Below are 20,595 nucleotides of genomic sequence, written 5' to 3'. Positions count from 1 at the left end.
GGGCCGGTCGTAGTCGACCGGCCCCTTCAAGCTCGAGTCACGATGACAACCCGAATATCACCCTGACTCGCCCCCAACCGGTCATCGGCTACCCGACCGACGACCGTGGCGGCTCCGATGAGGAGCCTGCATGACTATGCTGCCCCCGATCGGGGATCTTGCCAAGTCGGTGTTTCGGGGGACAATGCGAGTCCGCATCGCGACGACCTGATGCGAGCGCGCGAGCGCGGATGCGGCCGGGGCTCAGTGCCCCCAGCCGACCCAGCGGCCGGGGCCGCGCTCGAACGGCTGGCGATGCGGGCGCGCCGCCCGCACCCAGCCGTCGGTGGGACCGTCGGGTCGAGGCGGCTGCTCGCGCTGCTGGGCGATCGCGGCGAGCACGACCGCGGTGGCCGCGGCGGCGTCGTCGTCGGACACGCCCGCGGTGCGGATGCGCAGGTCGATCGCCTCGAGGTCGGGTTGGTCGCTCACAGCGGGATGTTCCCGTGCTTCTTGGGCGGCAGGCTCGCACGCTTCGTGCGGAGCGTGCGCAGCGCCTTCACGATCGCCACGCGCGTCGCGGCCGGCTCGATCACGCCGTCGAGCTCGCCGCGCTCGGCCGCCAGGAACGGGGATGCCACGTTGTACGTGTACTCGTTGGCCAGTTGCGTGCGCACCGCGGCGACGTCCTCGCCGGCCTCCTCGGCCCGCTTCAGCTCGGCGCGGTAGAGGATGTTGACCGCGCCCTGGCCACCCATCACGGCGATCTCGGCCGTCGGCCAGGCGAGGTTGATGTCGGCGCCCAGCTGCTTCGAGCCCATCACGATGTACGCGCCGCCGTAGGCCTTGCGGGTGATGACGGTGACCAGCGGCACGGTGGCCTCGGCGTACGCGTAGAGCAGCTTCGCACCGCGGCGGATGACGCCCGTCCACTCCTGGTCGGTGCCGGGCAGGTAGCCCGGGACATCCACCAGGGTGACGATCGGTAGTCCGAACGCGTCGCAGAACCGCACGAACCTGGCCGCCTTCTCACCGGCCGCGATGTTCAGCGTGCCCGCCATCTGGTTGGGCTGGTTGGCGATGATGCCGACCGACCGGCCCTCGATGCGGGCGAAGCCGATGAGGATGTTCGGGGCGAACAGCGGCTGCACCTCGAGGAAGTCGCCGTGGTCGACGAGCCCGGCGATGACCTGGTGCATGTCGTACGGCTGGTTCGGCGAGTCGGGGATGACCGTGTTCAGCCGCTGGTCGGCGTCGGTGATCTCGAGTTCGACGTCGGAGTCGTACACGGGCGACTCGCTCATGTTGTTGTCGGGCAGGAACGACACGAGGGTGCGCGCGTAGTCCAGCGCGTCCTCTTCGTCGCTGGCGAGATAGTGCGCGACGCCCGACACGGTGTTGTGCGTGAGCGCACCCCCGAGCTCCTCGAACCCGACCTCTTCACCCGTGACGGTCTTGATCACGTCGGGGCCGGTGACGAACATGTGGCTCGACTTGTCGACCATGATGACGAAGTCGGTGAGCGCGGGGGAGTACACGGCGCCGCCCGCGGCGGGGCCCATGACGATCGAGATCTGCGGGATGACGCCCGACGCCTGCGTGTTGCGGCGGAAGATCTCGCCGTACTTGCCGAGCGCGACCACGCCCTCCTGGATGCGGGCGCCGCCCGAGTCGAGGATGCCGATGATCGGCACGCCGGTCTTCAGCGCGAGCTCCATGACCTTGATGATCTTCTCGCCCGCGACCTCGCCGAGCGAGCCGCCGAAGGTGGTGAAGTCCTGGGAGTACACCGCGACGCGGCGGCCGTGGATGGTGCCGGTGCCCGTGACGACCGAGTCGCCGTACGGGCGCTTCTCCTCCATGCCGAAGGCGTGGGTGCGGTGACGCACGAACTCGTCGAGTTCGACGAACGAACCGGGGTCGAGCAGACCCTCGATGCGCTCGCGGGCGGTCAGCTTGCCCTTGGCGTGCTGCTTGACCTGTGCGGCTTCGCTCGCAGCGGTCACCGCATCGTGGTAGCGATGCTTCAGGTCGGCGAGTTTGCCCGCGGTCGTGGTGAGGTCGGGGCCGTCGGAGGTCGCTTCGGTCACGCGGTTCACTCTACCGGCGGGGTTTGCGGCGGCTTCGTTGAGGGTTTCCTACAAATCCCAGCCGGATACTAGCCTGAATCCGACACGCATCCGGAGGTGCACATGGAGTGGGGCAGGTCGCGCGCGCAGGTCGCGAGATTCGAGTTCCTCGAGCAGGCGACATCGACGAACGACGTGCTCCGCGAGGCGGCGTCGGGACCGGAGGCCGCGGACTGGCCGCACGGCGCCGCCGTCGTCACCGACGACCAGACCGCCGGGCGCGGCCGGCTCGGTCGCACCTGGCTGGCGCCGACAGGCAAGACGCTCGCGATCTCGGTGCTGCTGCGCCCCGAACGGTACGACGGCCGGCCGCTGGACGCGGCCGCCCTGGGCTGGCTGCCCCTCATCGCCGGGCTCGCGATGACCGAGGCGGTCGATCGGGCGGTCGCGGCATCCGATCGGCTGCGGGTCGCGACCGACGCGCCGGAGGTCCCGCACCGAGCGGATGCCCCGCGGCGACCGGATGCATCCAAGCGACCGGCTGGCTCGAAGCGCGCGGATGCCTCGCCTGAATCCGACGACGACGGCCCCGGCCTCGTCGAGGTCGAGCTCAAGTGGCCGAACGACGTGCTGATCTCGGGATACAAGGTGTGCGGCATCCTCACCGAACTGCTGCCCGGCGCCGAGGCGGTCGTCGTCGGCGCCGGACTCAACCTCACTCTCGACGAGCACGACCTGCCCACGCTCACGTCGACGTCGTTGCTGCTGGCCACCGGCCGGCGCCCCGACGCCGACGCGGTGCTGGCCGACTATCTCGCCACCCTGCTCGCCGCGGTCGAGACGCTCGTCGCCGCCGACGGCGACGCGACCGCGAGCGGACTCGCCGACCGCATCGCCGAACGGTGCGGCACGATCGGCGCCGAGGTGCGCGTCGAACTGCCCGGCGGCGCCGAACTGCTCGGCACGGCAGAACGCCTCGATCGCGATGGCCGCCTCGTCGTGCGCGACCGCGAGAGCGGTGAACCGCAGGCTGTCGCGGCGGGGGACGTGACCCACCTGCGGTATTAATGGGCGTATGAGCCGCCCCCCGTCGACGAGTCGCGCGGGCGCGCCGACGGCGTCGCCCGAGCGCGTGGTCGCGCGGGTGCGGCGCCACGGCCGGATGCTCATCCTGCCGGTGCTGCTGCTCGTCGCGGTGGCGGGCCTGCTGCCGTACGCGCTCGGCATCCTCGCCGAGGACTGGCAGCGCTGGGCGGTGCTCGCGCTTGCGGCGGTGCTCGTGGTGCTGGGGGTGCTGCTGCCCTATCTCGCGTGGCTCACCCGGCGCACGACCGTCACCACGCGGCGGGTGATCCTGCGGTCGGGCGTGTTCGTGCGCACCCGACGCGACGTGCCGCTCGCCCGCAGCATCGACATCCGGGTGCGCCAATCGCTCGGCCAGCGCGTGTTCGGCTGCGGCGATGTGCACATGGACGCGGGGCAGGAACGTCCGATCGTGCTGCACGACGTGCCGAGGCCCGCACTCGTGCAGGAGGCGCTGCACGAGCTCGTCGACGCCGAGCACGCCCGGGCGATCCTCGTGGCGCAGGCGGCCGGCGGGCCCGGCTCCGAGATCGACGGCGACACGGTGATCTTCGGGGCCAGATAGGCTGAAGCGGCGGTCGGATGCCTCGCAGCGGCGCCCGCACCGAGCGCGAGCGCGTACACTCGACGGACGGCGCGCGCCGTACCCGACGGCTCGCCGGAGAGGGTTCCCTTGGCCGAGTGCATCCACGGATTCGACGACGGATTGTGCGCGATCTGCTTCCCCCCGAAGCAGCCCGAGCCGCCCGCTGCACCGCCGCGCGCGGCATCCTCACGCACCGCGGCGTCCCGCGCCGCCGCGACGAAGGCTGCCGCGACCCGTGCCATCGGCCGCACGGCCGTGCCCGGTCGTCGCACGGGCGAGCGGGCCGTGCCCATCGACGTGCGTGCGCTGCGCGTCTACCACGTCACGCACATCGACAACCTCGCCGGGATCCTCGGCGCGGGTGCCGTGCTGCCCGATGCCGGTGACCCGGCCGCGACGCCCGCCGTCGATCTCGCCGCGCCCGCCGCACGCGAGTTCCGCCGCGTCGCGCACGTTCCGGGCACGGGGGCGGCGATCGCCGAGTACGTGCCCCTGCTGCTCTCGACCGACGCCGACGTGTGGGACGCGGTGCGCAGCGGCCGCCCCGACCCTCGACTCACCGCCGACGCGGTCGAGCGCCCGGCCGCCGAGCATGTGCTGTTCGTCGGCTCGGTCGCCTCGACGCTCGGGCCGCGCGAGGCGCAGCCCGAGGCGATCGCGGCGGGCGCCTCCGACGCCGCGATCGCCGGCGACGAGTTCGTGGTCGGCTGGGACGCCGTCGAGCGGATGCTCCGCCGGCTCGCTCGTATCGAGGAGTCCTCGCCGTTCGACCGTGCAGAGATCCTCGTGCTCGGGCCTGTGCCGATCGAACGGTTCTCGCTCATCGCCGTCGCCAACGACCGCGTGCGCGACCGGGTGCGCCAGGCGCTCGCCGCGGTCGGGGCGAAGGCGAAGGTGGCGGTCTACCCGCCGTGGTTCCAGCCCGGCGGCGGCGCCGAGGCCTGAGCCGGGGCATCCGGTTCGCCGGCGTTCGCGTCGCCCGCGCTCGCGGACGGCTCCTCGAACAGGGCGCGCTGGGCCTCCTCGACCCTGGCTGCGGCCGACAGGCCGTCGGCCCGGTACGCGCCCCAGACCCAGTACCGGTACAGCAGGAACCGGAATGCGGTGCCGAGGCCCAGCCCGACGACATTCGAGGCGATGTTGTCGGCGAGCAGGCTGGTGAACCCCAACACGTGGTGGCTGATCCAGAGGCAGAGCAGCGAGATCGCCATGCCGCCGAGCGAGACGAGCAGGTACTCGGCGAACTCGCGCACGTAGTTGCGCCGGCGATGCCGACGGAAGGTCCAGTAGCGGTTGCCGACCCAGTTGAACACGATCGCCACCGAGGTCGAGATGGTCTTGGCGCCGATCGCCGACTGCGCCCAGCCGTCGGCGCCGAACAGGCCGAGCCGCAGCGCGTTGAAGAGTGCGACGTCGATCACGAGACCGATCAGCCCCACGGCGCCGAACTTCAGCAGGTACGCGACGAAGCCGTGCCACAGCCTGCGAAGTGGAGCGGCGGGCGTGTTCACCCGGCCATCGTAGTCGTGCCGCCGCCTCGTAGACTGGGCGAGGCCCGCACGCGGTGGGCCGCGACGGAGGGTGGCACGGGTGCGGGTCGGAGTGATCGGCGGCGGACAGCTGGCGCGGATGATGGTGCCGGCGGCGATCGAGCTCGGGGTCGACCTGCGCGTGCTCGCCGAGGCCGAGGGCATGGCGGCGGCGATCGCCGCCGAGCGGGTCGGCGACTACACCGACACGGCGACCGTGCTCGACTTCGCGAAGACCGTCGACGTCGTCACCTTCGATCACGAGCACGTGCCGCAGGACGTGCTGCGCGCGCTCGTCGACGCCGGCGTCCCGGTGCGGCCGGGGCCCGACGCGCTGCGTTACGCGCAGGACAAGCTGCTCATGCGCGAGCGCCTCTCGGAGCTCGGTCTGCCGGTGCCCGACTGGGCGCGGGTGCTCGTGCCCGCCGAGCTCGACGCGTTCATCGCCGAGCACGGCGGGGCCGCGGTCGTGAAGACGCCGCGCGGCGGCTACGACGGCAAGGGCGTGCGCGTCGTGCGCAGCGCGGCCGAGGTGTCGGAGTGGTTCACCGCTGCCGCCGAGGACGGCGGATCGGGGGCGCTGCTCGTCGAGGAGCTCGTCGACTTCCGCCGCGAGCTCGCCCAGCTCGTCGCCCGCCGCCCGAGCGGCGAGGTCGCCGCGTGGCCGCTCGTCGAGACCGTGCAGGTCGGCGGCGTCTGCAGCGAGGTCATCGCGCCCGCGCCGAAATCGGCCGGGCGGCTCGCGGATGTCGCGGCCGACGTCGCGGTCGCGATCGCAGACGGACTCGGCGTCACCGGGGTGCTCGCCGTCGAGCTGTTCGAGACCGTCGACGACCGTGTGCTGGTGAACGAGCTCGCGATGCGCCCGCACAACTCGGGGCACTGGTCGATGGACGGCGCCACCACCGGGCAGTTCGAACAGCACCTGCGCGCCGTGCTCGACCTGCCGCTGGGCGGCACGGGCACGCACCACGCGTGGTCGGTCATGGTGAACATCCTCGGCGGCCCCGAGGAGGGCCAGCTCGTCGACCGGTACCCCGAGGCGATGGCGAACCATCCGACCGCCAAGGTGCACAACTACGGCAAGGAGCCGCGCCCCGGTCGCAAGGTCGGGCATGTGACCGCGGTCGGCGACGACCTCGACGAGGTGGTCTACGAGGCGAGGTCGGCCGCGGCGGTGTTCCAGGACTGAGGGCCGGGGGGTCCCGTCGAGGCCGTGGCGCTGCGGGGTTCTCCCAGCGCCCGCCTCTACACTCGATCGGGTGACTGAGACGAACCCCGCCCCCCTCGTCGGCGTCGTGATGGGATCCGATTCCGACTGGTCCGTCATGCAGGAGGCGTCCGCCGTGCTCGACGAGTTCGGCGTCGCGCACGAGGTCGAGGTCGTCTCGGCGCATCGCACACCCGAGAAGATGATCGGCTACGGGCAGCAGGCCGCCGCCCGTGGCCTGCGCGCGATCATCGCCGGGGCCGGCGGCGCCGCGCACCTGCCGGGCATGCTCGCCTCCGTGACCACGTTGCCCGTGATCGGCGTCCCCGTTCCGCTCGCCCGGCTCGACGGGCTCGACTCACTGCTGTCGATCGTGCAGATGCCCGCCGGCATCCCGGTCGCGACCGTGTCGATCGGCGGCGCACGCAACGCAGGCCTGCTGGCCGTGCGCATCCTCGGGGCATCCGACCCCTCCCTCGCCGAGGCGCTCGAGCGTCACGCCGCATCGCTCGCCGCGCTGGTCGAGGAGAAGAACGAGCGGCTGAAGCAGTCCCGATGAGCCTCGCGGCAAGTCCGATCCGGTTCCCCGACGTCTCGTCCCGTACGGTGATGACCCGTCGCGGGTGGTGGCTCGTGCTGCTCAACGTGCTGATCCCCGGCTCGGTGCAGGTGCTGGCCGGCAATCGGCGGCTCGGCCGGTTCGGGCTCGGCGCGACACTCGTGCTGTGGTTCCTCGCGATCGTGGCGCTGGTCGTCTGGCTCGCCTGGCCGACCGTGCTGTACACCATTCTGACGACCACCGCCGGGCTGTGGGCCATCGCGATCGTCGCACTGTTCTACGCGGTGCTCTGGGTCGTGCTCACGCTCGACACGCTGCGCCTCGTGCGGCTCGTGAAGACCTCGCCGGGTGCCGGGCCGGGAATGGCCGCGCTCAGCATGGTGGTGCTCGTCGCGCTCTCGGGCAGCGCGATCTACGGCGCGTACGTGGCGACATCGCTGAGCGGGTTCCTCTCGTCGGTCTTCGTGCAGAGCCCGCCGGCGCCGCCCGACGCGAACGGCCGATACAACATCCTGCTGCTGGGCGGCGACTCGGGGCCCGACCGCGACGGCATGCGCCCCGACAGCATGACGGTCGCGAGCATCGACGCGACCACCGGGCAGGCGGTCATGATCGGGCTGCCGCGCGACCTCGAGTACGTCCCCTTCCCCGAAGACTCGCCGCTGGCGGCCGCCTACCCCGAGGGGTACGGTGCGATCGACGGCTGCGAGGTCGACGTCTGCCTGCTCAACTCGATCTACACCGAGGTCGAGCTGAAGTCGCCCGAGATGTATCCCGACGCGGTCGCGCGGGGCAGCGAGCCGGGCATCGACGCGATGATCGACGCAGCCGAAGGCGTCACCGGCCTCGAGATCCAGTACTTCGTGCTCATCGACATGCAGGGCTTCGAGCAGCTCATCGACGCGCTCGGCGGTGTCGACATCAACGTCGATACGCGTCTGCCGATCGGCGGGGACGAGGACAACAACAACGTCGACGGCTGGATCGAGCCCGGCCCGCAGCACCTCGACGGCTTCCACGCGTTGTGGTTCGGTCGCGCGAGGTACGGCGTCGCGGGCGGCGATTACGCACGGATGGGCCGCCAGCGCGTGCTGCAGGAGGCAGTGCTGCGGCAGTTCAACCCGCAGAACGTGCTGGCGAAGTTCCAGGACGTCGCGGCGGCCTCGGCCGACGTGGTGAAGACCGATATCCCGCAGTCGGCGCTCGGGTACTTCGTGAACCTCGGCATGAAGACGCGGGAGCTGCCGATCGTGCACGTCGAGCTGGTGCCCGAGAACGGCATCGACCCCGCCGAGCCTGACTGGGACTACATCCACGCGTTGGTGCAGCAGGCGGTTGCGCCGCCGGCGACGGAGGATCCCGCAGAATAGCGAGGCCGGCCGCGCACGGTGCGCTCGGGTCGGCGCGTTACAGGTCGGCGTGCAGTTGCCAGACCCGCTCGGCTGAGTCGCGCCAGCTGAACGCGCGAGCGCGGTCGGCGCCCGCGATCGCCAGGCGTGAGGCGAGGGCCGGATGCTCCAGCACCTGCGAGACCGCGGCGGCCAGCCGATCGACGTACCCGCCCGTGCCGATCGCGACCGCGAGCCCGGACTCGGCGGCGACCTCGACGTACGCCGCGGTGTCGGAGTGGATGACCGGCACCCCGAGCGAGAACGCCTCGATGAGCACGGTGCCTGCGCCGGCATCATGCGCGGGTGCGATGAGCGCGCTCGCGCCCGCGATCGCCGTCGCCACATCGGCGGGATCGTCGAGTTCGAGCGACCGAACGCGGTTCGCACGCACCCCCGACTCGTCGGCGACCTCGGCGAGCTGCTGTTCGCCCCAGCTCGCGGGCCCGAGCACGACGAGGGGGATATCGGGGACGCCGGGTCGGCCGAGCGCCGCGAGCACGTCGATGACGCCGTGCCAGGGCACGAGCGTGCCGACGGTGATCAGGTACTCGTCGGGGAGCCCGAGCCTGGCGCGACGCTCCTCGCGATCGGCCGGCACGACGAGCCCGCTGCGCGGCGCGGTGCCGATGACGCGCACCCGGTCGCCGAGCTCGGCGATCATGCCGAGCTGATCGGCGAGGGCATGGGTGGGGGTGACGATGGCGTCGGCGTGCTTGCGGGCGCGCTTGAGCATCGCCTTCTGCTGCGCGACGGATGACGCGGTGAGTGCGTCGGGGCGGGTCCACGCGAGCAGGTCGTGCACGGTGACTACGACCTGGTCGCCGTTCTCACGCTCGTGCCGCCGCAGCGGAGCGAGCAGGCCGGGTGCGTGGATCATGCCGCCGCCGGGGGAGGTGGTCATGCCGAACTGCCAGGCCGCCGCGAGCTCGCGACGCGCGAGACTCGTGCGGTAGAGCCCCGCCAGCCCGGGCAGCATCGCCTCGACCCGCTCGTAGTCGGACGGCGGCGATGACGACACGATGCCCTGCACGGAGCATCCGCTCGGCGCCGACGCGATGAGCTGCCGCGTGAGGTCGAACGTGTAGCGACCGAGGGAGCCGGGAACGGGTGCGACGAGCTGGTCGACGATCACGCGCAGCGTCGTGGCCATGTCACTCCTTCAGGTGTCACGCGGGAGGCTCCAATCTAGCGCGGCGCCGCCTCGTCTCGGCCCGGCGGAGCGGTCTGTGGACGGCCGTCCGGGCCGGACAGGGCAAGATAGACGGGATGTCCACTCCACCTGTTCCCCGGGTCGTGGCGGTCGTGGTCGCGTACAACCGTCGCGACCTCCTCGCCGAAGTGCTCGAGGCGCTCGCCCGCCAGACCACCCCCGTCGCGCGGGTGGTCGTGGTCGACAACGCGTCGACCGACGACTCGGCAGCGGTGGCCCGGGTGGCGGGCGACCTCGTCGATCTCGTCGAGCTGTCGCGCAACACCGGCGGCGCCGGCGGTTTCGCCGCGGGCATCGCCATCGCGATGGCCGACCACGAGCCCGACTGGGTGTGGCTGATGGACGACGACACCGTGCCCGAGCCCGCCGCGCTCGCCGCGATGCTCGCGGCGGTGGATGGCACCGAGTACGCCGTCGCCGGATCGCGCGTGGTCTGGCACGACGGAACCGAACACCCGATGAACACGCCGCGGCGCAACCCGTTCGCCTCGCGCGCCGAGCTGCGCGAGGCCGAGGCCCGCGGGGGTGTCGCGATCCGCAGCACCTCGTTCGTGTCGATGCTCATCCGCGCCGACGTGGTGCGCGAGATCGGTCTGCCGATCGCCGACTACTTCATCTGGAACGACGACTTCGAGTACTCGACGCGGGCGCTGCGTCGACATCGCGGCCTGCACGTGCCCGAGTCGGTCGTGGTGCACAAGACCCGCGTGCTCGGCTCGACCGATGTCGACCCCGGCGCCCGCTTCTACTACGAGGTGCGCAACAAGCTGTGGATGTTCCGCAGGTCGAGCAGCCTCGGGCCGATCGAGAAGGCCGGGTACGGCGCATCGACCGTGCTGCGCTGGATCCGCACCGCCGCCTCGTCGACCGACCGGTCGACGCTCCGGGACGGCTGGCGGCGCGGGTGGCGCGACGGTACCCGGTACCGCCCTCGCCCCAACGCGGTCGCGCTGGCCGGGCTCGGCCGTGCCAGCGATGCCGTGACGCGAATCGAACCCGCCGATGGCTGAGGTGCCGTTCACGCTGCTGATGCCCGTGTACCGGGGCGACGATCCGGTGCACTTCGCGCGGGCCTTCACGTCGACCGTGATCGACCAGCGCGTGCGGCCGTCGCAGGTGGTTCTCGTCCAGGACGGCCCGGTCGGCGACGAGCTCGCCGCTGCGATCCACGACGCGATCGCGCAGAGCCCGGTGCCGGTCACCTTCGAGGCGATCGAGCACAACGTCGGCCTTGCGCGGGCGCTCACGCGCGGGCTGGCGCTGAGCGAGCACGACATCGTCGCGCGCATGGACGCCGACGACGTGTCGCTGTCGGAGCGGTTCGCCCGTCAGCTTCCGCTCGTGGTCGACGGCGCCGACCTGGTCGGCACCGGCATGCTCGAGTTCCTCGACGACGACGGCTCCGTGGTCGGCCGGCGCGTGCCGCGCACCGCGCACGACGACATCGTCGCCTACTCCCGGTTCCACGACCCGTTCAGCCACCCCACCGTCATGTACCGCCGCTCGGCGGTCGAGCGGGCCGGCGGCTACGAGCCGATGGGGCTCATGGAGGACTACTGGCTGTTCGCGCGGATGATCCACAGCGGGGCGTCGGTCGCGAACCTCGCCGATCCGCTCGTCATGTACCGCGTCGGAGCGGGGGCGTACGCGCGCCGGGGCGGGCGTGCGCAGTGGCGCAGCGAACTGGCACTGCAGAAGGCGCTGCGCGGCATCGGGTTCACCACCCGCGCGCAGTACCTGCGCAACGTCGCCGTGCGCGGCGTGTACCGGTTCGTGCCCGAGCGGATCCGCACCGTCATGTACCGGCGGTGGATCGCCGGCGGCGAGGCGTGAGACGGCCCGACCCCGACTCGACGCGGAGGCGATGGGGTTCCCTCCCCTCGGATGTTCCCCTACGGTGAGGGGCGGGGGCGTCATTCGATGAAGAAGCTGATGATCGGACTGTTCGTCGCGTTGCTCGCGTCGACATCGGTGGCCACGGGGGCGGCGGCTGAGGAATCAGACGGGCCCCCGACCGTGCCGGTGGCCACGACCGCGCCGCCCGAGGCGTCCGACCCGCCGTCGACGAATCCACCGCCGACCGAGCCCACGCAGCCGCCCGAGGCATCGGAGCCGCCCGAGACCTCCGAGCCCCCGGCGACGACCGAACCGCCGACGGCCGAGCCGACCGAACCGCCGGCGATCTCCGATCCGCCGGGGGCGACCGAGCCCCCCGCGACGACCGAGCCGCCTGCCGAGATCGAGACCGAGCCCCCGCTGCGCCGCGATGCGGGGCTGCTCACGCCGTTCGCGTCGGGCGGCTTCTCGGCCGGCAACCTGATCAGCGACTTCAACTTCTACAACCGCTGGGCCATGAGCGAGGCCGAGATCCAGGCGTTCCTCGACGCCAGGATCGGCGCCTGCCAGAACGGGCAGTGCCTGAACGTGCTGCGCGTCGACACGCCCACCCGCACCTGGTCGTTCGGGCACTGCTCGACCTACACGGGTGCGCGCGGCGAGAGTGCGGCGCGGATCATCTACCGGGTGCAGGTCGCGTGCGGCCTGAGTGCGAAGGTCATCCTGGTGACGCTGCAGAAGGAGCAGAGCCTCGTGACGTCGAAGGCGCCCAGCGCAGGTCAGCTTCGGTCCGCGATGGGTTACGGATGCCCCGACACGGCCGCCTGCGATTCGACCTACTACGGCTTCTTCAACCAGGTGTTCGCCGCTGCACGGCAGCTGACCTGGTACAGCGACCCCGGCGGCTCGTTCACCTATATCCGCGTCGGCCAGGTGAACTCGATCCGTTACAACCCCAACGCCGCGTGCGGGGCGGGCAACGTGTTCATCGAGAACCGCGCGACCGCTGCGCTCTACTACTACACGCCGTACCAGCCGAACGCGGCCGCCCTGGCCAACCCGTACGGCCTCGGCGATGGATGCTCGGCCTACGGCAACCGCAACTTCTGGTACTTCTACCGCGACTGGTTCGGCGACCCCGCGCTCACCACGCCGATCCCGACCGTGCGCCTGTCGGGCACCGACCGTTACGCCACCGCGGTCGAGATCTCGAAGGACCGGTATCCGAGCCCGGGCGTGCCCGTCGCGTACGTGGCATCCGGTGGCGACTTCCCCGACGCGCTCAGCGCGGCCTCGGCTGCCGCCGTCCAGGGCGGGCCGCTGCTGCTGGCCGCGCCCGGCGGCGTTCCGACCTCGACCGAGGTCGAGCTGCGTCGACTCAGGCCCGCCAGGATCGTCATGGTCGGCGGTACGGGGGCGCTCGGCAGCAAGGTCGCCGACACGCTGAAGGCGATCGCCCCGGTGAGCCGCATCGCCGGCGCCGACCGGTACGAGACGGCGCGCCGGATCGCCGAGACCGTGTTCCCGAGCGCCGCGACCGCCTACCTCGCGACCGGCCGCGACTTCGCCGACGCGCTGTCGGCAAGCGCGGCGGCCGGTGCGAAGGGGCTGCCGGTGATCCTCGTCGACGGGCAGGCGGGTCGCGCCGATCAGGCGACGCTGCAGACGCTGGCGGCGATGGGCGTCACGCGGGTGAAGGTGGCCGGCGGGCCGGGAGCGGTCTCGCAGGGCGTGACGAACAGCATCGCGAACCGGGGCATCACGGTGCAGCGGCTCGACGGCCCGAACCGGTACGCGACGAGCGTGAAGGTGGTCGCCGACGCGTTCGGCACCGCGGCGGCGTCGGCCTACCTGGCCACCGGCCTGTCGTATCCCGACGCGCTCGCCGGGGCGGCGGCCGCCGGGCGCGGCAAGGCGCCGATGTACCTCAGCCTCGCGACGTGCATGCCCGACGTGGTACGCGACCACCTGCTGTCGTCGTCGGTGAACTCCCTGAAGATGCTCGGAGGGCCGGCCGCGCTCGCGGACTCCGCGGTGATGATGCGCCGCTGCTGAGCGGCCGTGCGGTCGGGGGTCGTCGCCCGCGGCCGGGTCCGACCGCCGGCCGGGTCCGCCCGCCGGCAGGCGGGCCCGCCCGCGGCGGGTAGGCTTGCGGGCGGTCGTCGAGGCGGCTGAGGGAGGCATCGATGGGCGTGCTCGTCACCGGCGGTGCCGGGTACATCGGCGCGCACGTCGTGCGGCTGCTCGCCGACGCGGGCCGAGGGGTCGTCGTGGTCGACGACCTGTCGACCGGGCGACGCCAGCGGGTCGGTGCGGTGGCCACCGAGCACCTCGACCTGGTCGCGCCGGGCGCCCTCGAGCGTCTCGCCCGGGTGCTGCGCGAGCACGAGGTCGACGCGGTGATCCACTTCGCTGCGAAGAAGCGCGCCGACGAGTCGGTGCGCCGGCCTGCCTGGTACTACCGCCAGAACGTCGGCGGCCTCGTCACGGTGCTCGGGGCGATGGCCGACGCCGGTGTCGACCGGTTCGTGTTCTCGTCGTCGGCCGCGGTGTACGGCGACACCCCCTCGGGCCGGGTCGACGAGTCGGCGCCCACCCGGCCGATGAACCCCTACGGCGAGACCAAGCTCGTGGGGGAGTGGCTCGCGCGCGCGGAGGCGGCCGCACGGCCGATGCGCTTCGCGGCGCTGCGGTACTTCAACGTCGCCGGCGCCGGATGGGACGACCTGGGCGACCCCGGCGTCGACAACCTCGTGACGCGCGTGCTGGCCCGGGTGCGCGACGGACTCGTGCCGCAGGTGTTCGGCGCCGACTATCCCACCCCCGACGGATCGGGCGTGCGCGACTACGTGCACGTGCTCGACCTCGCCGAGGCGCACGTCGCCGCGCTCGACTACCTCGATCGCGAACGGCGGGCGTTCGACGTGTTCAACGTCGGCCGCGGCGCGGGCGCATCCGTGCTCGAGGTGATCGACGCGCTCGGCCGCGCCGTCGGACGGCGGCTCGACCGCGAGGTCGTGGGCCGCCGGGCGGGGGACCCCGCGAGCGTCGTCGCCGATGTCGAGCGGATCGCGCGGGAACTGGGCTGGCGAGCCCGATTCGACCTCGACGAGATCGCCCGGTCGGCGGTGGCCGCAGCCCGATACGCGGATCCCCACGCGCGTCCCTAGACTGGGTCCGTGGAACCGCTCGGCCGTACCCCTCTGCACGCCATCGCGTCGGGGACGAACCCGCGGTGATCCTCGACTGGCTCGCCTGGGTCCCCGTGCTCCTGGTCGCACTCGCGTGGCTGTGGGTGCCGGGGCTCGTGTTGGTGTCGGCCGTCGGCGCACGCGGGTTCGTGCTCGCCGCCGCGTCACCGGCCGTGAGCACCGCGGTGCTCGCCGGCATCGCCGTCGTCGCGCCCCGGGTCGGCATCCCCTGGACGGCGCCCGCGGTCGCGGGAGTCGTGCTGGCGGCCGGCCTGATCGCGTGGGGGGCGCGCCTGCTCGTGATGCGCCGTCGCCGCGCCGCGGGCGGGGCGCCCACCGGCGCCGAGACGCCCGACGAGCCCGACGCCGACGCCAGCGTCCACGCCGTCGGCCCGCGTTTCTCGCTGGGCGTCGTGACGTCGATCGTGTGGGCGCTCGCGGCCGTCGTGGTCACGGCGCAGCTCATCGCCGTGCTGGGCACGCCGGCCGCGATCTCGCAGACATTCGACAACGGGTTCCACCTCAACGTCGTGCGCCGCATCATCGACACCTACGACGGGTCGTCGTTCTCGATCACGGGACTGCTGGGCGTGTCGAGCACCTATCCCGCGGCGTGGCACGACCTCACCTCGCTGGTCGCGATGACGACGGGTTCGTCGATCCCCGCCGCGGCGAACGCGGTCGACCTCGCCGTCGCGGCGGTCGTCTGGCCGGGTGCGATCCTGTTGCTCGTGCGCGGCATCCTGCGCCGTCGCTCGGCGGTGATCGTCGCCGGCGCGCTCGCGGTCGCCCTGCCGTGGTTCCCGCTCCTGCCGCTCACGTTCGGGGTGCTGTTCCCGTACTTCCTCGCGATCGCGCTGCTGCCGATCGCGGTCGCGCTCGGCCTCTCGCTGCTCGGTCGCATCGGCGACCTCGGCCTGCATGTGGCCGTCAGGGCGGTGCTGCTGGTGTTCGCGCTCGGCGCCCTCGCCCTGTCGCAGCCCGCGGTGGTGTTCGCGGCGGCCGCGCTGCTGGTGCCGGCCACGATCCCGTTCGTCGTCGAATGGTGGTCGCGGCTCACGTCGGCCGCCGCGCGCGCGGCGCTGCTGGTCGGCTACGCGGCGGTGCTGGTCGGCTTCCTGCTCGCGTGGGTGCGCATCGGCCGCTTCGGCATGTCGGCGCCGTGGGGGCCGTCGTCGGGTGCACGCGGCGGCGCATTCGACGTGCTGCTCGTCATGCGGCCCGGCGAACCGCCCTCGCTCGCGCTCGCGCTCGGCGTGCTGCTCGGACTGGTCGTCATCGTGTGGCGGCGCCGACGCCTGCTGTGGCTGGCCGGCAGCTGGCTGATCGCGGCCGTGCTGTTCTACGCCGCCGAGACCGTCGGCGCCGGCGACCTGCGAACGCTCCTCCTCGGTCTGTTCTACAACGATCCGCCACGTCTGGCGAGCCTGTTCGTGGTCGCCTGCCTGCCGGTCGCGGTCGTGGGCTTCGTCGGCGGCTGGGACTCGGCGCGCCGGCTGCTGCGCGGTCGGGTCGGCCCGGGCGTGCTGGCCGGGTGCGGCATCGCCGCGTTCGTGATGGTCGTCATCCTCGGGCAGGCCGCGGCGATGGCCGACGGGCTCTCGCGCGCCCGTGCAGCGTGGTCGTCGACGCCGCCCGCTCCGGTCGTCGACGACGACGAGCTCGCGCTCATCGCCCGACTGCCGCAGACGACGCCGCCCGGCGCGGTGCTCGTCGGCAACCCGTGGACGGGCACGAACCTCGCCTACGCGCTCGCCGGCCGGCAGGTGCTGAACCCCCACTTCAACATCTCGCCGAACGCCGACGTGCTGCTGCTCGACGCCCGGCTGCGCGAGGCGTCGACGTCCGACGAGGTGTGCGAGGCGGTCGAGCGCACCGGCGTCGGGTACGTCCTCGACTTCGGCTCGTACTTCCGCGACGCCGCCGGACTCCTGAAGTTCGACGCGACGGCGTCGTACCCCGGCCTCGTCGGGCTCGATCAGGCCGACGGGTTCGAGGAGATCGACCGCGAGGGCGACGCGGTGCTCTACCGCATCACCGCCTGCGACTGACGGCGGCGGCGCGGCGGCGCGGCGACGGTGGCGGGGCAGTGCAGCGTCGGCGCGTCACCCCTCGCGTTCGGCGGCGTCGTCCTCGGCGGCGGCCCGCGCGAGCGTGATCTCGCGTGCGAGCAGCGTGAACCGGCGGTTCATCGTGACGTTGCGGCGGTAGGTCGTGGCCACGAAGACCAGGAACGCGATCACCAGCGCGTAGAGCAGCAGGTCGGCGCCTCGGCCGACGCCGATCAGGTTCGCGACCCAGCTCAGCCACTGGGGGAAGAGGATCGATGCGATCGCCGCGACGACGAACGCGAACATGAACAGCCGGCGCAACGCCAGATGGCTGTCGCTGCCGGTCGGCCGGGCGAGGAAGACGGCGACGAGGATGACTCCCGCCACGAGCAGCACCTGGATCCACATGTCAGCGCACCAGGAGGTCGACGAGGATGTTGACGGAGTTCAGCACGGATTGGCCCTTGGCCTTCGAGTAGTCGGTATACAGCAGTTCGACCGGGTACTCGCGCCAGGGGAGCTTGGTGCGGCCGAGCTTCAGGACGATCTCGGTCGCGTGGGCCATGCGGTCCTGTTCGAGGTGGATGCGCGCGGCCGCGTCGCTGCGGATGACTCGGAGCCCGTTGTGGGCATCGGTCAGCTTGAGCCCGGTGGTGAGGTTCGTGACCCGGATCGCGGTCTTCAGGATCAGGCGCTTCAGCAGGCCGGGGTCGGTGCGGTCGTCGAGGAAGCGCGAACCGAACACGATCGCGAGGTCGTCGGCTTCGGCGAGGTCGAGCATGCCGAGCGCGTCTTCCACGCGGTGCTGGCCGTCGGCGTCGAAGGTCACGAGGTAGCGCGCCTGGCCGCGCCGCAGCACGTAGTCGATGCCGGTCTGCAGCGCGGCGCCCTGGCCCAGGTTGATCGGATGCCGCAGCATGCGCGCCCCGGCCGCCTCGGCGATGCCGCCGCCGCCATCGGTGCTGCCGTCGTCGATGCACACGACGTGGTCGAAATGCGCTCGCAGCCCCCGCACGACGTCACCGATCACGCTCGCCTCGTTGTACAACGGGACGACGATCCACGCGTCGGCGGCGAACCGCCGTGGATCGCCCGGGGCGGGCGCTGGGGAAGCCTCCATGCCTGCCATTCTTGCAGAACGCGATAGGCTGGCCTGCGGTGCGCGGGCGATCGAACTCGGCACACGAACCCCCTCCCGAACCCCTGGAGACAGCGTTGACGAGTCCCCGTGTGCGCGTCACGGACACCGCGGACGTCGCCGCCGACGCCGTGATCGGCGACGGCAGTTCCATCTGGCACCTGGCGCAGATCCGCGAGGGCGCGGTCGTCGGCCCGGGCAGCATCGTCGGCCGCGGCGCGTACATCGGCACGGGCGTCACGATGGGCGCCAACTGCAAGGTGCAGAACTACGCGCTCGTCTACGAGCCGGCCGTGCTCGCCGACGGCGTCTTCATCGGCCCGGCTGCGGTGCTCACCAACGACACCTACCCGCGCGCGATCAACCCCGACGGCTCGTCGAAGAGCGCCGCCGATTGGCACCCCGTCGGCGTGACGATCGGCGAGGGCGCCTCGGTGGGGGCGCGTGCCGTGTGCGTTGCGCCGATCGAGATCGGCGCGTGGGCGACGATCGCCGCCGGTGCGGTGGTCACGAAGGACGTCCCCGCGTACGCGCTCATGGTCGGCGTGCCGGCACGGCGCATCGGCTGGGTCGGCCGGGCCGGTGTTCCGCTGGTCGAACGCGACGAGCACTGGGTGTGCCCGCAGACGGGCGCACGGTACGTCGAGCACGACGGAATCCTCGAGGAAGCACATGACTGACCGAACCTTCATCCCCGCCGCGAAGCCGATCATCGGCGACGACGAGCGCGCCGCCGTCGACCGCGTCCTGCGCAGCGGCATGGTCGCCCAGGGCCCCGAGGTCGCCGAGTTCGAGCGCGAGTTCGCCGACCGCATGGTGGCCGGACGCCGCTCGGTGGCGGTGAACTCCGGCACCTCTGGCCTGCACCTCGGCCTGCTCGCGGCCGGCGTCGGCCCCGGCGACGAGGTCATCGTGCCGTCGTTCACGTTCGCCGCGACGGGCAACGCCGTCGCGCTCACCGGTGCGACGCCCGTCTTCGTCGACATCGAACCCGAGACGTTCTCGCTCGACCCGGTCGCCGTCGAGGCGGCGATCACCGAGCGTACGAAGGGCGTCATGCCCGTGCACCTGTACGGGCACCCGGCGCGCATGCGCGAGCTCGTCGAGATCGCCGAGCGTCGAGGCATCCAGCTGTTCGAAGACGCGGCCCAGGCGCACGGCGCCGAACTCGACGGTCGCCGGGTCGGCACGTTCGGCCGGTTCGCGATGTTCAGCCTCTACCCGACGAAGAACATGACGAGCGGTGAGGGCGGCATGGTCGCGTGCGCCGACGCCGACCTCGAGCGCTCGGTGCGGCTGCTGCGCAACCAGGGCATGGAACGCCAGTACGAGAACGAGGTCGTCGGCTTCAACGCGCGCATGACCGACATCCACGCCGCCATCGGCCGAGTGCAGCTCACGAAGGTGGATGCCTGGACCGAGCAGCGGCGCGACAACGCCGCGCTGCTCGACGCACGACTGACCGGCGTGGTCGTGCCCCCCGTCGCGCCCGGCGCACGCCACGTGTACCACCAGTACACGATCCGCGTCCTCGAGGACCGCGACGGGTTCGCCGCCGCGCTCCGCGACGAGCACGGCATCGGCAGCGGCGTGTACTACCCGATCCCCAACCACCGGCTTCCCTCGCTCGCCCCGTACGCTCCGGGACTCGAGCTGCCCGAGACCGAACGCGCCGCGCGCGAAGTGCTCTCGCTTCCGGTGCATCCGTCGCTGTCGGCCGCCGATCTCGACCGCATCGTCGATGCCGTGAACGCCCTCGCGACGGCGGGCGCCTGATGGCCGCGCTGCGAGCCGGGCTGCTCGGCGTCGGCGCGATGGGTCGCCACCACGCCCGGGTGCTGCGCGAGATCGACGGCGTCGACCTGGTCGCGATCGCCGACCCCGGCGGCGACCGGCACGGCGTGGCAGCACCGCTCGACGTGCTGCCCGACATCGAGGCGCTCATCGCCGCGGGCATCGACATCGCCGTCGTCGCCGTGCCGACGGCGTTCCACGAGGACGCGGCGCTGAAGCTCGCCGACGCCGGCGTGCACACCCTCGTCGAGAAGCCGATCGCGCACTCGATCGAGGCTGGGCGCCGCATGGTCGACGCGTTCGCCTCGCGCGGGCTCGTCGGGGCGGTCGGCCACGTCGAGCGCTTCAACCCCGCCCTGCAGGAGCTGCGCAGCCACCTCGAGGCCGGTGACCTCGGCGAGGTGTACCAGATCTCGACGCGACGGCAGAGCAACTTCCCGACCCGCATCGCCGATGTCGGCGTCGCGAAAGACCTCGCGTCGCACGACATCGACCTGACGGCGTGGGTTGCGCAGAGCCCCTACGCATCGGTGTACGCGCAGACCGCGTTCAAGAGCGGGCGAAGCCACGAGGACATGATCTCGGTGACGGGCCGGCTCGCGAACGGCGTCATCGTCAACCACATCGTCAACTGGCTGAGCCCCATGAAGGAGCGGCTGACCGTGGTCACGGGCGACCGCGGCTCGTACGTCGCCGACACCTCGACGGGCGACCTCACGTTCTACGCGAACGGCACGATCCCGCTCGAGTGGGAGTCGGTCTCGTCGTTCCGCGGCGTCTCCGAAGGCGATGTCACGAGGTACGCGTTCGCCAAGCGCGAGCCGCTGCGCGTCGAGCACGAGGCGTTCCGTGACGCGGTGCTCGGCCGAACCAGTCAGCTCGTCACCCTCGAGCAGGGCCAGCGCACCCTCGAGGTCGTCGAAGGTGCGCTGGAGTCGGCGCGCACCGGGGTGCCGGTGCGCTTCTGAG

General features: G+C 72.1%; 20 protein-coding genes. 14 read left to right on the top strand and 6 right to left on the bottom strand.

Translation table 11 applies throughout. The features are described from left to right. Window positions 1-243: 243 nt before the first annotated feature. Entirely contained in the window at window positions 244-471 is a 228-nt protein-coding gene (locus tag FLP10_RS03435) for an acyl-CoA carboxylase epsilon subunit (RefSeq protein WP_149159598.1), read from the bottom strand. Continuing rightward, window positions 468-2,078, bottom strand: coding sequence for an acyl-CoA carboxylase subunit beta (locus FLP10_RS03430; protein ID WP_425457629.1), 1,611 nt, complete (start codon window positions 2,076-2,078; stop codon window positions 468-470). The genes FLP10_RS03435 and FLP10_RS03430 overlap by 4 nt, the downstream gene beginning before the upstream one ends. Before the next feature lie 93 nt (window positions 2,079-2,171). Between FLP10_RS03430 and FLP10_RS03425 the strand changes: the two genes are divergently transcribed. The 3 genes from FLP10_RS03425 (at window position 2,172) to FLP10_RS03415 (ending at window position 4,662) form a co-directional block, all read left to right on the top strand. Continuing rightward, entirely contained in the window at window positions 2,172-3,116 is a 945-nt protein-coding gene (locus FLP10_RS03425) for a biotin--[acetyl-CoA-carboxylase] ligase (protein WP_149159596.1), read from the top strand. A 7-nt stretch (window positions 3,117-3,123) separates the two neighbouring features. After that, on the top strand, window positions 3,124-3,696 hold the full coding sequence (locus FLP10_RS03420) for a PH domain-containing protein (protein ID WP_149159595.1): 573 nt from the start codon (window positions 3,124-3,126) through the stop codon (window positions 3,694-3,696). Window positions 3,697-3,804: 108 nt separating this feature from the next. Then, complete coding sequence (locus FLP10_RS03415) at window positions 3,805-4,662, top strand: DarT ssDNA thymidine ADP-ribosyltransferase family protein (RefSeq protein ID WP_149159594.1); 858 nt, start codon at window positions 3,805-3,807, stop codon at window positions 4,660-4,662. Here FLP10_RS03415 and FLP10_RS03410 read toward each other — a convergent pair. After that, window positions 4,620-5,228 carry a GtrA family protein gene (locus tag FLP10_RS03410; RefSeq protein WP_246150157.1) on the bottom strand — a complete coding sequence of 203 codons (609 nt, stop codon included), beginning with the start codon at window positions 5,226-5,228 and terminating at the stop codon, window positions 4,620-4,622. The two genes, FLP10_RS03415 and FLP10_RS03410, sit on opposite strands and share 43 nt — an antisense overlap. Window positions 5,229-5,307: 79 nt before the next feature. Here FLP10_RS03410 and FLP10_RS03405 point away from each other — a divergent pair, with 79 nt between their 5' ends. The 3 genes from FLP10_RS03405 (at window position 5,308) to FLP10_RS03395 (ending at window position 8,385) form a co-directional block, all read left to right on the top strand. Then, window positions 5,308-6,438, top strand: coding sequence for a 5-(carboxyamino)imidazole ribonucleotide synthase (locus tag FLP10_RS03405; RefSeq protein ID WP_281286460.1), 1,131 nt, complete (start codon window positions 5,308-5,310; stop codon window positions 6,436-6,438). A gap of 109 nt (window positions 6,439-6,547) precedes the next feature. Continuing rightward, window positions 6,548-7,015: a 5-(carboxyamino)imidazole ribonucleotide mutase gene (purE, locus tag FLP10_RS03400; protein WP_149162060.1), complete on the top strand. Its 468-nt coding sequence runs from the start codon at window positions 6,548-6,550 to the stop codon at window positions 7,013-7,015. Continuing rightward, window positions 7,012-8,385, top strand: coding sequence for an LCP family protein (locus tag FLP10_RS03395; protein WP_149159592.1), 1,374 nt, complete (start codon window positions 7,012-7,014; stop codon window positions 8,383-8,385). Before purE ends, FLP10_RS03395 begins: the two co-directional genes overlap by 4 nt. Before the next feature lie 37 nt (window positions 8,386-8,422). Here the strand turns inward: FLP10_RS03395 and FLP10_RS03390 are convergent, their stop codons facing one another. Then, complete coding sequence (locus FLP10_RS03390; RefSeq protein ID WP_149159591.1) at window positions 8,423-9,556, bottom strand: glycosyltransferase; 1,134 nt, start codon at window positions 9,554-9,556, stop codon at window positions 8,423-8,425. Between the two features lie 116 nt (window positions 9,557-9,672). Here FLP10_RS03390 and FLP10_RS03385 point away from each other — a divergent pair, with 116 nt between their 5' ends. From FLP10_RS03385 to FLP10_RS03365, 5 genes are all read left to right on the top strand, one after another. Then, on the top strand, window positions 9,673-10,626 hold the full coding sequence (locus FLP10_RS03385; RefSeq protein ID WP_149159590.1) for a glycosyltransferase: 954 nt from the start codon (window positions 9,673-9,675) through the stop codon (window positions 10,624-10,626). Next, complete coding sequence (locus FLP10_RS03380; protein WP_149159589.1) at window positions 10,619-11,449, top strand: glycosyltransferase; 831 nt, start codon at window positions 10,619-10,621, stop codon at window positions 11,447-11,449. Before FLP10_RS03385 ends, FLP10_RS03380 begins: the two co-directional genes overlap by 8 nt. A gap of 99 nt (window positions 11,450-11,548) precedes the next feature. Further along, complete coding sequence (locus tag FLP10_RS03375) at window positions 11,549-13,507, top strand: cell wall-binding repeat-containing protein (RefSeq protein ID WP_149159588.1); 1,959 nt, start codon at window positions 11,549-11,551, stop codon at window positions 13,505-13,507. Window positions 13,508-13,638: 131 nt separating this feature from the next. Beyond that, entirely contained in the window at window positions 13,639-14,622 is a 984-nt protein-coding gene (gene galE, locus FLP10_RS03370) for a UDP-glucose 4-epimerase GalE (protein ID WP_149159587.1), read from the top strand. A 65-nt stretch (window positions 14,623-14,687) separates the two neighbouring features. After that, window positions 14,688-16,694 carry a DUF6541 family protein gene (locus tag FLP10_RS03365; RefSeq protein WP_149159586.1) on the top strand — a complete coding sequence of 669 codons (2,007 nt, stop codon included), beginning with the start codon at window positions 14,688-14,690 and terminating at the stop codon, window positions 16,692-16,694. Window positions 16,695-16,748: 54 nt separating this feature from the next. Here FLP10_RS03365 and FLP10_RS03360 read toward each other — a convergent pair whose 3' ends face one another. After that, window positions 16,749-17,102 (bottom strand): DUF2304 domain-containing protein, encoded by a 354-nt coding sequence (locus FLP10_RS03360; protein ID WP_149159585.1) that lies wholly within the window; start codon window positions 17,100-17,102, stop codon window positions 16,749-16,751. Window position 17,103: 1 nt separating this feature from the next. Beyond that, window positions 17,104-17,814 carry a glycosyltransferase family 2 protein gene (locus FLP10_RS03355; protein ID WP_149159584.1) on the bottom strand — a complete coding sequence of 237 codons (711 nt, stop codon included), beginning with the start codon at window positions 17,812-17,814 and terminating at the stop codon, window positions 17,104-17,106. A gap of 110 nt (window positions 17,815-17,924) precedes the next feature. Here FLP10_RS03355 and FLP10_RS03350 point away from each other — a divergent pair, with 110 nt between their 5' ends. Genes FLP10_RS03350 through FLP10_RS03340 form a run of 3 tightly spaced genes read left to right on the top strand, consistent with a single transcriptional unit; the run spans window position 17,925 to window position 20,594 of the window. Beyond that, window positions 17,925-18,512, top strand: coding sequence for an acyltransferase (locus FLP10_RS03350; protein ID WP_149159583.1), 588 nt, complete (start codon window positions 17,925-17,927; stop codon window positions 18,510-18,512). Next, window positions 18,505-19,608 (top strand): DegT/DnrJ/EryC1/StrS family aminotransferase, encoded by a 1,104-nt coding sequence (locus FLP10_RS03345; RefSeq protein WP_149159582.1) that lies wholly within the window; start codon window positions 18,505-18,507, stop codon window positions 19,606-19,608. The genes FLP10_RS03350 and FLP10_RS03345 overlap by 8 nt, the downstream gene beginning before the upstream one ends. After that, entirely contained in the window at window positions 19,608-20,594 is a 987-nt protein-coding gene (locus FLP10_RS03340) for a Gfo/Idh/MocA family protein (protein ID WP_149159581.1), read from the top strand. The genes FLP10_RS03345 and FLP10_RS03340 overlap by 1 nt, the downstream gene beginning before the upstream one ends. Window position 20,595: the final 1 nt, after the last annotated feature.

The sequence above is a fragment of the Agromyces intestinalis genome (assembly GCF_008365295.1).
Classification (GTDB): Bacteria; Actinomycetota; Actinomycetes; order Actinomycetales; family Microbacteriaceae; genus Agromyces; species Agromyces intestinalis.
Note: the sequence above shows the minus strand (reverse complement) of the source record. Positions and strands in the feature narration are given on the sequence as shown.

Coding starts and splice junctions, on each gene's coding strand:
- FLP10_RS03425 (WP_149159596.1), top strand. CDS start 2,172: ATGGAGTGGGGCAGGTCGCGCGCGCAGGTCGCGAGATTCGAGTTCCTC.
- FLP10_RS03420 (WP_149159595.1), top strand. CDS start 3,124: ATGAGCCGCCCCCCGTCGACGAGTCGCGCGGGCGCGCCGACGGCGTCG.
- purE (WP_149162060.1), top strand. CDS start 6,548: ATGGGATCCGATTCCGACTGGTCCGTCATGCAGGAGGCGTCCGCCGTG.
- FLP10_RS03395 (WP_149159592.1), top strand. CDS start 7,012: ATGAGCCTCGCGGCAAGTCCGATCCGGTTCCCCGACGTCTCGTCCCGT.
- FLP10_RS03390 (WP_149159591.1), bottom strand. CDS start 9,556: ATGGCCACGACGCTGCGCGTGATCGTCGACCAGCTCGTCGCACCCGTT.
- FLP10_RS03385 (WP_149159590.1), top strand. CDS start 9,673: ATGTCCACTCCACCTGTTCCCCGGGTCGTGGCGGTCGTGGTCGCGTAC.
- FLP10_RS03380 (WP_149159589.1), top strand. CDS start 10,619: ATGGCTGAGGTGCCGTTCACGCTGCTGATGCCCGTGTACCGGGGCGAC.
- FLP10_RS03375 (WP_149159588.1), top strand. CDS start 11,549: ATGATCGGACTGTTCGTCGCGTTGCTCGCGTCGACATCGGTGGCCACG.
- galE (WP_149159587.1), top strand. CDS start 13,639: ATGGGCGTGCTCGTCACCGGCGGTGCCGGGTACATCGGCGCGCACGTC.
- FLP10_RS03360 (WP_149159585.1), bottom strand. CDS start 17,102: ATGTGGATCCAGGTGCTGCTCGTGGCGGGAGTCATCCTCGTCGCCGTC.
- FLP10_RS03355 (WP_149159584.1), bottom strand. CDS start 17,814: ATGGAGGCTTCCCCAGCGCCCGCCCCGGGCGATCCACGGCGGTTCGCC.
- FLP10_RS03345 (WP_149159582.1), top strand. CDS start 18,505: ATGACTGACCGAACCTTCATCCCCGCCGCGAAGCCGATCATCGGCGAC.
- FLP10_RS03340 (WP_149159581.1), top strand. CDS start 19,608: ATGGCCGCGCTGCGAGCCGGGCTGCTCGGCGTCGGCGCGATGGGTCGC.